This is a genomic window from Bartonella sp. HY328 (assembly GCF_025449335.1).
GTDB lineage: Bacteria > Pseudomonadota > Alphaproteobacteria > Rhizobiales > Rhizobiaceae > HY038.
On sequence record NZ_CP104883.1, the window covers coordinates 2881907 to 2897248 of the forward strand.

Here is a 15342-nt window from a genome sequence, read left to right on the forward strand (position 1 = left end):
TCCCCAATTAAACAATAATATAGGCCTGAATAGAACCACAACTAGGGTCATTTAAAATTAGTTTTAAATTATAGGACGACAGGATTGGACAAAAAACAACTGGATAACATTTTAGCGGCAGGCAGTGAAAACCAGCAGCAATCTCGTGCAACACGTGTTAAAAAACTGTTTTGGGCTACGTTCAAAAAAGCGGCACAATATATTCCATTTACCCGCGAACTTGTTGCTGCATATTATTGTGCATTTGATCCTGCCACTCCAAAACATGTTAAGGCAACGCTATTTGCAGCTCTTGCTTATTTTGTTATGCCTATTGATATCATCCCCGACTTTTTAGCAATTGTTGGCTTTAGTGATGATATAACGGTACTAGCTGCGGCCCTTGCCACCATTAAACCTTATATCAATGAGCAGCATTTTGACCTAGCTGATGAGGCATTAGAAGCAAAAAACGTGAAAAAAAGTGCATATTAAGCAGAAAAATATACACTTATTCACTTTTTAGTAACCCTATTTAAGCCATTATTGATTTGTTTTATAAAACTTGCCATTAAATTGGTATTTGCTAATTTTGGCTTAAACAATTAAAAGACAAAAATTATTTGAGTAATAGTCGTTTTGGCACTTTATGATATGGCTTTTGATAAGCTAAAACCAAACGACTAAAGATAAACAAAAATGAAACAAAAAGTGAGCTGGTATAATGATGTTTGGAAAAACTTTTGTTGCAGCGTCAATCATGACCATTGGATTGACCCTTGGTTTGGCAACTGCCGCCATGGCACAGAGCCCAACACGGTTAAATCAGTTTGATTACTGGGGCGCTTATTCCTATAAGGCTGGAAATAGCACTGTTTGCTATATTTTGTCGGCACCAACGAAACAAGAGCCATCAAGCGTCAATCATGGTGATAATTTCTTCCTTATTTCCAAGCGTCCTGATGGATCAGCAAGTTTTGAACCGCAATTTATGGCTGGCTACAATTTGCGCAACAATGTAACAGTTACAATTGATGGCAAAGGTAGCTTCTCACTTTTCACTAAAGAAAAGTCAGCTTGGATTGAAACATCACAAAATGAATCAAAGTTGGTAGCAGCAATGCGTGGCGGCACAACAATGGTGGTTAAAGCTGTATCAGCACGCGGTACCAATACAACATACACATATTCGCTTAAGGGCATTACCGCTGCATTAAACTCCATGAAAAATTGCAAATAATTTGCTTTAATCCACAACTGGCAAAATTTGCAAAATATGGACAGGTATGGGCTAGCTGAGTTAAAGTTGTTATTTTAAATGCTTTAAATAAATTCAAAAACTTATTTAACTTAATAAACCCATGTGTTTTCACATGGGTTTTTCATTTTATAGCTTTAGTCATTTTACTAGCTTGATAGTCATCATCTTAGCTATAAGTATCCTATTGGGTGTTAATAAAAGCTCGCTGTTTATCACTATTTTAAAAAAACGTGACCTTTTAGAATTTTCATGATATAAGCCGACTTTAACAAAATATACATTTTCATCTATGGAATAGAGATATTTGCACCTATTTGCATTAACTTGACTGATGAAGCTTAAAATAAGCAATCGCAAGGGTAGCCTATTAGGGATGATAAGGATTAAACATTTCGATTTACAAATTGAAATTTCCTTGCGTCTTCGTGCAATGAATAAGTGCCATAATGAAACCAACCATAAAGCCTTTAGATAATCGAGCCTATTAATGAGCATTTCTTATGATTTAGCCCCTGTTGGTGCATGTCACAAAGCCCCCCCACTTGTTGGCATGAGTGAAGCTCTGCCTGCCCTTATTGGCATGAGCCGCGAAGAAATGGCGCAAGCGCTAGAAAAAATTGGCGTTCCGGCGCGCCAAACACGTATGCGTGTTGGGCAATTATGGCACTGGCTTTATGTACGGGGCGTTTCGTCTTTTGATGATATGTTTAATATTTCTAAAGAATTGCGACAAAAACTTGCACAAAGCTTTACTATAGCCCGCCCAGAAATTGTAACCGAGCAAATTTCAAGCGATGGTACACGCAAGTGGTTATTGCGTTTCCCACCGCGCGGTGCGGGGCGCCCAGTCGAGATTGAAACCGTTTATATACCTGAAGAAGGGCGCGGTACGCTTTGTATTTCAAGTCAAGTTGGCTGCACCCTTACTTGCTCATTTTGCCATACTGGCACACAGCGCATGGTACGCAATTTAACCTCGGAAGAAATTTTGGCGCAATTATTGGTTGCCCGTGACAAACTTGGTGATTTTCCAGATAAGGATACGCCTGATGGCGCGATTGTACCTGAAGAAGGGCGCAAAATTTCCAACATCGTTATGATGGGTATGGGTGAACCGCTTTATAATTTTGAAAGCGTTAAAAAGGCCCTATTAATTGCCTCTGATGGCGAAGGTATTTCACTATCTAAGCGCCGCATAACTCTATCAACCTCGGGTGTTGTACCAGAAATCTACCGCACGGGCGATGAAATAGGCGTTATGCTTGCCATATCGCTCCATGCGGTGCGTGATGATTTGCGCGACTTGCTTGTGCCAATCAATAAAAAATACCCGTTAGAGCAATTAATGGAAGCCTGTCGCAATTATCCCGGCCTTTCCAATGCACGGCGTATTACCTTTGAATATGTGATGCTCAAAGATGTTAATGACGGCGTTGAAGATGCAAAGCGTTTGGTTAAGTTATTACAAGGCATTCCGGCAAAGATTAATCTCATTCCATTTAATCCATGGCCGGGCACCAATTATCAATGTTCAGATTGGGAGCAGATTGAACTTTTCGCCGATATTATCAATCGTGCGGGCTATGCATCGCCCATCCGCACGCCTCGTGGCCGTGATATTCTTGCTGCCTGCGGTCAATTGAAATCTGCCTCAGAACGCATGCGCAAAGCTGACCGCGAAAAGCTTGCTGCAGCTAATGCATAAAGAAAAATTCTAACAACTTATTAAAACGAAAGCCCTGAACATTTTTCGGGGCTTTTTTATTTTCATTCGCTACAAAACACCTTGTTAAAGGCCAAAAAATAGACAACAAATCAAGAAAAGAATAAAAAGTGCTTTATGAAAACGTATTTTTAGGTTTTAAAAGACTAAGATTATTAAAACTCTGATAAATTATTGCAGCAAAGGGAGGGTGTAAATGGCTTTATCAGCAGAATTACATTTGCGGCACTCTCAACAGCTGGTAATGACATCGCAATTGGTGCAGTCAATTAAATTATTGGCTATGACCGGTATTGAGCTTGAGCGCTTCATTAATGAAGAGGTAGAGCGCAACCCATTGCTTGATCTTGCAAGTAAAAATGATAGTGATATTAAAGATACTCGCCCCAGCAATGATGAAACACCAAGCCTCACCATTGAAGAGTTGCAAAAATCAGCCTTTAGTCAAAATGAAAACATCGCCGCCGATAGTGCGATGATTAACGATAATATCTATGATAGCGCTCCAAGAATCGATGATGCTAAACAGCCCGATATAAGGGCGGATTTTCGTCTAAAAGCGACTACAAATAGCGACATTGACGATATTGCACAATTTATCAGTGCACCGATTAGCCTTCGTGCTCATATTGACGAACAAATTCTTTATAGTTTTCATGGATCGGTTGATCGTTTTATAGCTCGTGACCTTGCGGATCAAATTGACGAATCAGGTTATTTTGTCGGCGACACAGAAGAAACTGCTTTGCGGCTTAATCAACCAATTGCAAAAGTAGAAAACATTTTAAAACGCCTGCAAGGATTTGATCCTATAGGTATTTTTGCCAAGGATTTGGCTGGCTGTCTTGCCCTGCAACTTAAAGAAAAAAATCGCTACGATCCAGCGATGGCAAAGCTGCTTACCCATTTAGAAGATCTTGCAAAACGAGATTTTGTTAAATTAAAGCGGATTTGCGGAGTTGATGAAGAAGACTTAATCGACATGCTTGGCGAAATTCGCGCGCTTGATCCAAAACCAGGGCTTGCCTTTAGCTCAAGCCCAACCGATATTATCGCGCCTGATGTCTTTATTACGCATAGCGGCAATGATTTTAGAGTTGAACTTAATCCACATTTATTGCCCAAAATCTTAATTAATGAAAATTACAGCAATATTGTTTGCAAAGACAAAACTGATCAAGAATTTTTAAGCAATGCATTACAAAATGCCAATTGGTTATTAAAAGCATTAGACCAGCGTGCAAATACGCTCTTGCTGGTGGTAAGTGAGATAGTGCGCCAACAACAGGGCTTCTTGCGCCACGGCATTAGTCATTTAAAACCATTAAGCATGACTGCATTAGCTGACAAAATTGGACTTCATGAATCAACCATCAGCCGAGTTACAACCAATAAATATGTCGCAACGCCACGTGGTACGCTTGATCTGCGCTTTTTTTTCACCACCGCCATTGCGGCAGCCGATGGCAGCGAAGCGCATTCATCAGAATCTGTGCGTCATCGTATCAAGCAATTGATCCATGATGAACCAGCCAATGCCATATTATCCGATGATAATTTGGTTGATTTGCTAAAAAAAGAGGGCATGGATATTGCTCGGCGAACCGTTGCCAAATACCGCGAAGCGATGAATATTCCATCCTCTGTTGCACGGCGGCGTGAGAAAAAAGCGCGAATTTTGTCCACAAAAGCCTAATTTCCATGATTGACATTTGCTTAATTTACGAATAGAACCCCGCAAAACTGGTGCTCAAATCAACTTGTTTGTGGAAGATGCGGATAGTATTTGCGCTATTCATCGGTTAGGGCTACATTGGTCTTGTAACAAATAATAAACGAGGTTCACAATGTCGCTACGCATCTCAGGACAGCATATGGATATCGGTGATGCTTTCCGCACCCGAATTGAAGAGCGCATCAATGATGCAATCTCTAAATATTTTGCTGATGGCACTACAGGGCATATAACTGTAACAAAGTCAGGGGCAAAATATTCTGCCGATTGCGTATTACATTTAAGCACTGGTGCGGTATTGCAAACCACCGGTGAAGCAATGGATCCGCAAGGCGCATTTGACGCCGCTGCTGAACGCATTGAAAAACGCCTACGCCGTTATAAGCGCCGCATCAAGTCTCATAAGAACGAGTCTACCAGTCAAGCTTTTGCTGATGTTGCTTATCGGGTTATGGAACCTGTCCCTGATGAAGAGGACGATTTTCCAGAAGATTATGCACCAACAATTGTTGCAGAAACATCCATGGCGCTGCGCCTATTATCGGTTGCAGATGCCGTCATTGAACTTGATTTGATGGATAATCCTGTCCTTGTTTTCCGCAATGCGGGAAGTGAAAAAGTTAATATTGTTTATCGCCGTGCCGATGGCAATATTGGTTGGATTGATCCATCAAATGTAAAACATACTGGAAGTAACTAAGTTTAGCCCTATATGGTGCAAATTAAACTTTACCAGTAACTATGCTGACTGAAGGGAAGCAAATATGATGGGTTTAAGTGATCTGATCGCGCCGGAAGCTATTATTCCGGCGTTAAAAGCGAGTTCGAAAAAACAGCTTTTACAGATTATGGCCGAAAGAGCTGCAGAATTGACCGGATTACCGGAGCGCGATATATTCGACACAATTTTGCAACGTGAAAAACTTGGTTCAACAGCTGTGGGCAATGGCATTGCTATTCCACATGGTAAATTGCCAGACATTGATAAAATTGTTGGTGTTTTTGCACGATTGCAAAATCCTGTCGATTTTGAAGCGCTTGACGATCAACCCGTTGATCTTGTTTTTCTTCTTCTTGCTCCAGAAGGTTCTGGCGCAGATCACTTGAAAGCATTGTCACGAATTGCACGCTTATTACGCGATAGTGATATGGTCAATAAATTACGCAATAGCCACGATTCGCAGGCCCTTTATTCACTGTTAACTGATCACGCTGTGACAGCCGCATAGTGTTTTTTAAAAAAATAGCAAAGCCCGCTTCATGCGGGCTTTTTTATTAAAATTATCTTATTCTTAAATACCGATAATAAATCTCGGGCCAAAACCCAAACTTAATTATAATTGTCAAAATGTAAAATTGCCCATATGGAAGCACAAAACCGGTAATTTTTGTTGAACGCTATTATAATGGATGGGACATTGAAAAAATGTTTTGGCAAATAAAAGCAGACGAGCTTAACCAAATTTACCCAGTAGCAAAGTTGCCAGATTTAGCTTTTGCGCTTGAAAAGCAAATAATCACCAGCGATGAAGCGCAAAATTTTATTATTGCAAGCCTTAATGATCAATCGGAGCCGCATTTTTTTGATCTTGCTATTGAAACTGACCAATTTACATTTATCAATAATATTATCAGCTATTTAGATGAAGAGAATGAAAATTATCAAAAAAAGCTATGGGTTTATATTTTCCTAAGTTGGCTTAAACTTTACGCGGATTATCATCAAAATCGGTTTAAATTGCTTGATCATATTTACATTGTGCTTGAAAGGCCAATTTTTTTAACACCGCTTGAAGAATATTATCAGTTTTTAGATGATGAAATTGTTATTGCCAATTACCGTGATCAACAGCGACAGATCATATTAAAAAAATTAGCGGTGGAGTTAGAATTGCCTTTTAGCAAAAAACCACAGTAAAAGTTAATATTTGCCAATTAAAATTCATCTACAAATACTTTATCATGAACTTTTTAATAATTTAGCAAAGTTAACCTTAGCGGCAAAAGCTATGGAACTATGTTTTTTAACTTGTATCAACACTTATAAATCATTTAATGATGAGCTCTTTTCCCATTAAGCAACACCAATTGATAGGACAGGCCTTGGCCGAAGCTCTTCAAATTAACAAAAGTTTAAAATAGCGATTCAAGTTCCTTGGCCTTGGTATTTACAAACCAGCCATAATAATTTTCTTCAGGATATTTAATTGGTTTATTCTCTGATTTAAGCTGCTTATTCAAGCTTGCCAAGGCTCGCGCACGCTCATCAGCTCCGCCAGTATTATAAAGGGTTGATGTGAGGCCTGGATTTTTAGAAATATCCATGTCTGCAATCTGACGATAGGAGTCTATCGACTGGCGAATTGTGGCGGCGATATAAGGCAAGGTCAAATCAGGATCCATAATAGCGCGATACACTGCATCACCATTATTAGCATCAAGTTTTGGTAGGCCGGATATTTGATGCACGCGATCAGAAACTTTTAAGGCGGTAAGTGGGTTGACCTGCCCTAGGCCAAATGTTTGACCTGCGTAAAAGGGTTGAAAAAACACCGCACTAAAGCGATTATTTGGAAAAGACTTGCCATCAACGGTTTTACCACGGAATTTTTCGTTCCAAACCTTTTCACGACATGACCACAAGCGATAACTATCGGTAAATTGGTTGCATGTTTCAAATTGTGGCCTTGCAATAAAAGCACCAATCTTCTCGCCTTGATAAGAAAAACTTACCCCTTGTTTAGCCCAAGACATGCCCTTAACATAATAGGTTTGGATACGATCATAAACATCAACATTATAGGTATGTTCACCAATAATTGCACCAGCAATATGAACGGGCGAAATGCCATAGGCTTTGGCGGTTGCCTCAATACGTTTACGCAGACGCGCATCATTTTTAATGAAGTTAAAAACCTTATTGAATTTTGCATCATAGGTTGTTGCAAGCTCCTGGGTGCGGCGCGCTGATGCGCCAGGAATAGCAGGCTGCACCTCATTGCGATTGCCCGCAGGCACTAATGTTGCCGCACTCAAATTCTGCATGGTGACCATCATCACAAGGCTAGTCGTAAAAACCATTTTTCCTAAATTTTTGAAAAAGCGGCTTTTTGATTGGATTGCATTAAGCATGGGCAACTCGTCAAACGAAATGGGGCAAAGGCAAGAACATAAATATAAGTTTAATCTTACCACAGGAAGTTATGTAATAATTAACCATAAGTCATAAGTCGAGCGCAATTTTTAATTTAGATGATGATCACAGGATATTGTTGCAAATCTGCACTTAAAGACGCAAGTTTAGCGCAAATGCGAAGATTTGGCTTAAAAGGCAAGAAAAAAACCGCTTTGTAAAACAAAGCGGTTTTTTTAAAAACTAATAATAGTTTTATTTTGGTAAATCCTTGTCAGGATTTGGTGGGAAAGCAGGGTTTTTATCTTCACCGCGCAATAATTTTAATGCTTCGCCAAGCTGTACGTCATCTTTTGGCTCTTTTGGAACATAGGCCGCCGAGCCTGAACCTTTTTCATCCTCATTATTGCCTTTAATGTGGTTTTGAAGTTCAGATTCCGAAATGCTTACATTTTTACCCTTGAGCTCATCAGGCAATGGCTGCTCTACCTTGATATCTGGGGTGATACCTGTGCCCTGAATTGAACGACCAGCTGGTGTATAATAAAGCGCAGTTGTTAAGCGCAATGCACCATTTTCACCTAGCGGAATAATGGTTTGTACAGAACCCTTACCAAAGGATTGCGTGCCAAGAATTGTTGCACGGTGATGATCTTGCAAAGCACCAGCTACAATTTCAGACGCACTTGCCGAGCCGCCATTAATTAAAACAATAATTGGCTTACCCTTAACCAAATCACCGGGGCGTGCATCAAAACGCATCATATTTTGCTCGTTGCGGCCACGGGTTGAAACAATCTCACCCTTATCAAGGAAAGCATCAGAAACGCTTACCGCCTGATCCAATAGACCACCTGGATTAAGACGCAAGTCGAGCACATAGCCTTTAAGCTTATCTGCCGGAATTTTGCTTTCAATATCGTCAATGGCTTTTTTGAGATCAGTGCTGGTTTGCTCGGTAAATTGAATAATGCGGATGTAACCGACATCATTTTCAACACGATAGCGTACAGCCTTAACCTTAATGATGGCGCGTTTAATCGTTATATCAATCGGCTTATCAGCGCCTTGGCGCACAATTGTAAGGACAATATCCGTACCAACTTCACCGCGCATCGTATCAACTGCGTCATTTAAAGATTTGCCGCGCACTTCATTGCCATCGATTTTAACAATCAAGTCGCCAGCAAGAACGCCCGCGCGTGATGCAGGCGTTTCATCAATTGGTGCAATGACCTTAACCGCATCGTTTTCCATGGTGACTTCTATACCAAGGCCACCAAATTCGCCCTTGGTTGAAACGCGCATATCATTAGCAGCTTCAGGATCAAGGTAAGACGAATGCGGATCAAGCGATGAAAGCATGCCATTAATCGCGCTTTCAACCAATTTCTTGTCATCGGGCGGCGTTACATATTGCGTGCGCACCCTTTCAAAAATATCACCAAAGACAGCAAGCTGACGATAAACATCGGTATTTGCTTTATCAGCATTTGGCGCTGCAATAGACTGCACCATAATCATGGAGGTTGCGCCCAAAAGTGCCCCTGCCAGTGCGATAGTTATTTTACGAATCATCCTTGTCCCTTTCCGGCTTGACCTCGTACCCACCAAGATTCGGGGTCAACGGGCTTTCCTTCTCTTCTAATCTCAATGTAAAGCATTGGCGCGCTTTTGCCTATATCCAATTCAGATGCGCTCGCAATAAGTTGTCTAGCCATTGAACCTACAGGTTCTCCTTGTAGAACAACTTGTCCGGGCGCCACATCCAATTTTTCTAGTCCGGCAATTATAATATGATAATTTTGCCCAACATCAATAATTAACATTTGTCCATAAGAGCGAAAACTGCCCGCATAACGCACAATTCCTTCAGCTGGACTTAAAACAACTGCTCCCGCATCACTTTCATAAGTCTCACCTTGCGAGCTTTTGCTAAACGATGAAACCTTTTTTCCTAAAACAGGTAAAGCCAAACGACCTTTCAACTTGGAAAAATCACTTCGTACCTCCAACATCGGCGTTTGCCCATATTGTTCATTGGTTCCTGCACCCAATTGAAACTTGCTTTGACGCTCCAACTCAGCGACCAAATCTTGCACGGATTGAGCCTTTTGTGCAAGCTCTGTCATATGCAAATGTTCACTGGTTAAATCATCTTCTGATTTTCTTTGTAGTTTTGCCTTTTCTGCCAATAAAAGCTCCAAGCGCTTTTTTTCCTGACTTTGGGCATACACCGATTTTTCAAGCTCTAGCGTTTCTTGCTTTACTGAATTTTCAACCACTTCCAGCTGACGCAAGGTAACATTTAAAGCTTTCATACGCTCACGCATATCAGGAACAACAGCGCCAAGAAGTGCCGCGCTACGCACGGCCTTCAATGCATCATCTGGATGAACGAGAATTGCCGGAGGTGGCTTAAGACCGAGGCGTTCTATGGCAGCTAAAACTTCAGAAAATTCTGCGCGTCTCTTAGCAAGATTTTTTTCAACCAACTGTTTTTCATCGAGCAAACCAGCAAGGCGCGTTTCACTTTTTTGAATAGCTTCTGCCAAACTGCGCTCTACAGTTGCACTTTCTACTAAGGCTTGGGTTAAAGTATTTTGATCTTTTTTCAGCCCATCGACCTCTTTGGAGAGTTCTTCTGCACGCTCCTTAGAAAGCGTCATATTACGCTCTATGTCTTCTAAAGCCTTATTGGCTAAGGCACGCCCATCATTTGGATTATCAGCTTGCGCAAAACTAATTGATAATGACAATAAAATAAAAATAAAGCCTATAACCGCGCGCAAGCCTGCCGCCAATAAAGGCAGCCGGTATAAATGCAAATCTATATCAAGGCGCAGTAGAAATTTGATCATGGCACTTTTTATAAGGTGATATTGGCAAAAATCAGATTAACAAATATTTTTATACTTTTCCTATCCAATTATAGTCTATTATTGCAAATAATTAATATAAGACTAAACCAATATGCTATTTTACCACATTACATATTTTAAAATCATTAAACTAATCAAGGATTATCAACCACCTGCTCAGATGAAAAGCCGGTAAATATGCCATTTTATAGAGAAAAAAGAAAAAGGCTGCGCGGGAGGAGATGCGCAGCCTTTCAATCTCGAATATGGCTTGGGAGGAGGAAGATGCCATATTCAGCACGGGCTCTTGGGAGGAGGAGTAGAGCCCAGTAGCTATATGTATAATTAAAACGATTTAATTTAACAACAAACAATAATGCATAGCTGGCATGCATTATTAGCAAATAAGAATTTAAATCGCTTCGCCCTTCAATAAGCGCGGTGAATCATTGCTAAGGCCTGAGGCCTCTTTAATAAAATAATTTTTTAAGGCTGGTAAGCGATCAACCACCCCAAGACCAAAGTCACGCAACACCCGCAATGGTGTAAAATCATTGGAAAACATACGGTTTAACACATCTGTGGTAATGCCCATTCGCACGGTTTCATAACGGCGCCAACGCTCATAACGCTCCAATGCTGACATCGCCCCAATATCAAGTCCAAGACGGGTGGTTTCAACAATAACTTCAGCAAGTGCTGCAACATCACGAAAGCCTAAGTTAAGCCCTTGCCCAGAAATCGGGTGAATGCCATGGGCGGCATCGCCAGCCAATGCAAAACGCGGACGAACAAAATCACGCGCTAAAGTGAGACCAAAAGGAAAGCCGCGCTTTTCGCCTTCAAGGCGAATAGCCCCCAAATGGTGACCAAAACGCATTTCAAGCTCAGATTCAAAAACTATATCATCACTTGCCAGTAATTTCTTAGCATTTTCTTCCGATTCATTCCAAACTAATGACGACCTATTGCCTTTAAGTGGCAAGATAGCAAAAGGCCCTGCTGGCAAGAAGTGCTCCTCAGCGCGGCCATTATGGGGGCGTTCATGTGATACAGTACAAACAATACCAACCTGTCCATAAGGCCAGTAAAGGGTTTTAATGCCAGCCTTATCACGCATTTTAGAGCGCACGCCGTCAGCACCAACCAAAAGTTTCGATTGATAAACCTCGCCATTATCAAGATAGATACGCACATGATTGTCAAAGGTTTCAAAATTTTCAACTTTGACACCTTCATGAACAATCACGCCAAGCTCACTTGCTTTGCTGTGTAAAGATGCATTTAAATGGCGGTTTTCTACCATGTAAGCAAAAGGTTCACCAGGATTAACATCACCTTCAAAGGTTAGAAAAACCGGGCGCACTGGATCCGACAAACGCGAATCTGTTATAACCATGTCAGTGATAGGCTGTGAAAGTGGCAATACTTCTTGCCAGCAATTTAAATGGTCAAGCATACGCACTGCAGCAGCGGCAATTGCTGAAGCACGCGGATCATGTTTCCATGCCCCCGGTTTGCCTGCATCAATAATAACCACATTAAGCTGCGGCGCAGCTGTTTTTACCGCTACAGCAAGAGAAAGGCCAACATAGGCGCCACCTGCAATAACAAGATCGACATTTTTGCCATCAATAGATTGAGCCTTAGTCATGGTGGTTTTACTCCCGATCGGATCGTTTTGTCTGTTTATTTGATTTTTTCAAAAAATCAAATGCCGCACCATATTACTGTTCTTGACCAAGAATACAAGAAGAAGTGTATATCCAATGATTGACTTCAACTTTAATAGCAGCTTAAAAATATTATAAATTCAACTGATATAATTATGGCTGATAAGCAGAATAAATCTAGCCAATTTTCAAAGACAAAAATGGGAGTGTAGTATCATGATCAAACAGGTTGACGCGCTTTTAAATATTCTCGATCTTGAAATGATTGATGTTGATCTTTTTCGCGGTCAAAGCGGTACATCGCTTTGGCAACGAGTTTTTGGCGGCCATGTAATTTCGCAGTCCTTAGTTGCCGCACAAAACACGGTAGAAAGCACACGTTTTATCCATTCCCTACATGCTTATTTTATGCGACCTGGTGACCCCAAACACCCGATTATTTATCATGTAAACCGCTTGCGTGATGGCCGCAGTTTTTCAACGCGCCATGTTATTGCCAGCCAAAATGGCAAACCCATCTTTACCATGACTGCATCTTTCCAAGTGGAAGAACAAGGCCTTGAACATTATATGGCAATGCCCGACAATGTACCAATGCCAGAAGATATCAAGGACGACCCAAGTGCCAATCAAAAACTTCTGGAAAAAATGCCTGAGGATATGCAACGTTATTGGCGTTGGGATCGGCCATTTGCTTTGCGCCCCGTATCACTGGAGCATTATATTAGCGATGAAAAATTGCCGCCACGTCATGGCGTTTGGGTAAAGCTATTTGATAAAATTCCGCAAAACCCACAATTAAACGCTGCGTTGTTGGCTTATGTATCTGATACCACCATTCTTGATACTGCCCTTTTTGCCCACGGTCTTTCAATTACTGATCCTTCGATCCAAGCCGCTAGCCTTGACCATGCGATGTGGTTTCACCGTTCATTTTCTTTTGATGACTGGTTGTTCTATTATCAAGATAGCCCAAGTTCAAGTGGTGCGCGTGGGTTTAGCCGTGGTCTTATTTATAACCGCCAAGGTGTTTTGGTGGCATCTGTGGCACAAGAAGGACTTATTCGCAAAATCTAATTATTATGTGCTCTAAACTTTAGAAAGTGCAATTATGGATAATGTTGTTTTTGCGACATATTACCCATAAAAACCCAAAAAACCCAAAAAACCCGAAAAACCCAAAAAACCCGAAAAACCCGAAAAATAATGCGCGTTAAATTGATTTAAAATTAACATTAAAAGCCATTAATTCAATTTTTCATCGGAAAAACTAAGATTCTTTGAAAAACCCTAAAGTATTTAATGATGTGAATCTTTTTAAATTTACACCGCCATTTTAATTTAAAAATTTCCTGATTGTTTTTTTGCATCACAAAAGACAGATAAAGCCTAAACCACTACTTCTATTTGTTTTAAATCAATGTCTTTTTTAGCGGTCGGTATAGAATTAATATGATACCAACTTCAAAGGATGCATCACTATGGTTAGGCTAAACAATATAAACCGACGCAATCTTTTAACTGGAGCAGCTGCCATTGGAGTCGTTGCGCCAATTATTATCGATAGTGCCTTTGGACAAAATAATGCCAATAAAGCAGATGTCAAAAAAGAAGAAGACATTGCACATTTACCACGAAAAAAAATTGAACTGGTTGCGCCTCCATTTGTCCATGCTCATGAACAAGCGACAAATGACGGCCCTTCTATCATTGAAGTTACCATGACCTGTGAGGAAAAACTGATAACCTTAGATGATCAAGGCACGAAGACTTGGGCAATGACATTTAATGGCTCCGTTCCAGGTCCCTTGCTTGTTGTTCATGAGGGCGATTATGTTGAACTTACCCTTATAAATCCAGCAACCAACCTTTTAACCCATAATATTGATTTTCATGCTTCTACCGGTGCTATGGGCGGCGGGTCACTCACCCAAATTGCACCAGGAGAAAAGACAATTCTTCGTTTTAAGACTGATCGTGCAGGCACATTTGTTTATCATTGTGCAGCACCGGGCATGGCTCCTTGGCATGTCACAAGCGGTATGAATGGTGCGATTATGGTACTACCTCGCCAAGGCTTGAATGACGGCAATGGTAATAAGCTTCACTACGATAAAGTTTATTATATCGGCGAACAAGATTTTTATATCCCCAAAGATAAAAATGGTAAGTATAAAGAATATGATAATATTACCGACAGTTATGAAGACACATTAGAGGTCATGAGGGGACTTATTCCTTCTCATTTGGTTTTTAATGGTTCCGTTGGTGCATTAACCGGCAAAAATGCATTAACAGCAAATGTGGGGGAAACTGTTTTATTTGTACATTCTCAAGCCAATAGAGATACACGTCCACATTTAATTGGTGGACATGGTGACTTTGTTTGGAATACCGGTAAATTTGCCAATACACCCGAACGAAACATGGAGACATGGTTTATTCCAGGTGGTGCCGCCGGGGCAGCTCTCTATACATTTAAACAACCCGGCACCTATGTCTACCTTAACCACAACCTTATTGAGGCGTTTGAACTTGGAGCTTTAGCACAAGTAAAGGTTACAGGTGAATGGAATGATGAGTTAATGAAGCAAGTACTGCCAGCGACCGCCATTTAACCAATTTTAGTATTTTTCATTTTAATGCAATATAATCAGATTGGCGCGATTTGAATTAAAGTCGCGCCAATCTGATTTTTTGTTTTTAAAACTGCATTATAAGTGGCAATTTTTCGTTATTGATATTGGTAAATTTTGCAAACATCTGCTGGATAAAGTGAAATAAAACTCGTAAAATACCAATATTTAATACTATAAGTTTTCTAATATCAGTATGGCTATAATGGTAAAAACTAGCATAATTTTTAATTTTGCCTTTTTAACATCCATTAACCCTTTTAAAGCTTATTTAATTGCAAATTTTAAAAGCCTCTTGCAAATAAAAATACTTTAATTAATGATTGCATAAAAATTTTTAA

The 15342-nt window shown here is 40.4% G+C and carries 13 protein-coding genes; 9 read left to right on the forward strand and 4 right to left on the reverse strand.

Annotated features, from left to right (window positions below):
- The first annotated feature begins 84 nt into the window (after positions 1 to 84).
- The 7 genes from N5852_RS12325 (at position 85) to N5852_RS12355 (ending at position 6616) form a co-directional block, all read left to right on the forward strand.
- Entirely contained in the window at positions 85 to 474 is a 390-nt protein-coding gene (locus tag N5852_RS12325) for a YkvA family protein (protein WP_262098065.1), read from the forward strand.
- A gap of 232 nt (positions 475 to 706) precedes the next feature.
- On the forward strand, positions 707 to 1219 hold the full coding sequence (locus N5852_RS12330) for an invasion associated locus B family protein (protein WP_262099766.1): 513 nt from the start codon (positions 707 to 709) through the stop codon (positions 1217 to 1219).
- A 508-nt stretch (positions 1220 to 1727) separates the two neighbouring features.
- Positions 1728 to 2945 (forward strand): dual-specificity RNA methyltransferase RlmN, encoded by a 1218-nt coding sequence (gene rlmN / locus N5852_RS12335; protein ID WP_410004216.1) that lies wholly within the window; start codon positions 1728 to 1730, stop codon positions 2943 to 2945.
- Positions 2946 to 3159: 214 nt separating this feature from the next.
- Positions 3160 to 4659, forward strand: a complete 1500-nt coding sequence (gene rpoN / locus N5852_RS12340; RefSeq protein WP_262098066.1) for an RNA polymerase factor sigma-54 — start codon at positions 3160 to 3162, stop codon at positions 4657 to 4659.
- A 151-nt stretch (positions 4660 to 4810) separates the two neighbouring features.
- Positions 4811 to 5398 (forward strand): ribosome hibernation-promoting factor, HPF/YfiA family, encoded by a 588-nt coding sequence (hpf, locus tag N5852_RS12345; RefSeq protein ID WP_262098067.1) that lies wholly within the window; start codon positions 4811 to 4813, stop codon positions 5396 to 5398.
- Between the two features lie 67 nt (positions 5399 to 5465).
- Positions 5466 to 5927, forward strand: a complete 462-nt coding sequence (ptsN, locus tag N5852_RS12350) for a PTS IIA-like nitrogen regulatory protein PtsN (RefSeq protein ID WP_262099768.1) — start codon at positions 5466 to 5468, stop codon at positions 5925 to 5927.
- A gap of 197 nt (positions 5928 to 6124) precedes the next feature.
- Entirely contained in the window at positions 6125 to 6616 is a 492-nt protein-coding gene (locus N5852_RS12355) for a DUF2247 family protein (RefSeq protein WP_262098068.1), read from the forward strand.
- 215 nt (positions 6617 to 6831) lie between these two features.
- Here N5852_RS12355 and N5852_RS12360 read toward each other — a convergent pair whose 3' ends face one another.
- The 4 genes from N5852_RS12360 to N5852_RS12375 form a co-directional block, all read right to left on the reverse strand.
- A complete protein-coding gene (locus N5852_RS12360; protein ID WP_262098069.1) occupies positions 6832 to 7779 on the reverse strand; it encodes a DUF1402 family protein in 948 nt (315 codons plus the stop codon).
- Positions 7780 to 8086: 307 nt separating this feature from the next.
- Complete coding sequence (locus N5852_RS12365; RefSeq protein WP_262098070.1) at positions 8087 to 9409, reverse strand: S41 family peptidase; 1323 nt, start codon at positions 9407 to 9409, stop codon at positions 8087 to 8089.
- Complete coding sequence (locus N5852_RS12370) at positions 9406 to 10692, reverse strand: murein hydrolase activator EnvC family protein (RefSeq protein ID WP_262098071.1); 1287 nt, start codon at positions 10690 to 10692, stop codon at positions 9406 to 9408. Before N5852_RS12370 ends, N5852_RS12365 begins: the two co-directional genes overlap by 4 nt.
- A gap of 412 nt (positions 10693 to 11104) precedes the next feature.
- Complete coding sequence (locus N5852_RS12375) at positions 11105 to 12346, reverse strand: ubiquinone biosynthesis hydroxylase (protein WP_262098072.1); 1242 nt, start codon at positions 12344 to 12346, stop codon at positions 11105 to 11107.
- Positions 12347 to 12581: 235 nt separating this feature from the next.
- Here N5852_RS12375 and tesB point away from each other — a divergent pair, with 235 nt between their 5' ends.
- On the forward strand, positions 12582 to 13442 hold the full coding sequence (gene tesB, locus N5852_RS12380; RefSeq protein ID WP_262098073.1) for an acyl-CoA thioesterase II: 861 nt from the start codon (positions 12582 to 12584) through the stop codon (positions 13440 to 13442).
- Positions 13443 to 13846: 404 nt separating this feature from the next.
- Complete coding sequence (gene nirK, locus N5852_RS12385) at positions 13847 to 14983, forward strand: copper-containing nitrite reductase (RefSeq protein ID WP_262098074.1); 1137 nt, start codon at positions 13847 to 13849, stop codon at positions 14981 to 14983.
- The last annotated feature ends 359 nt before the right edge of the window (positions 14984 to 15342 follow it).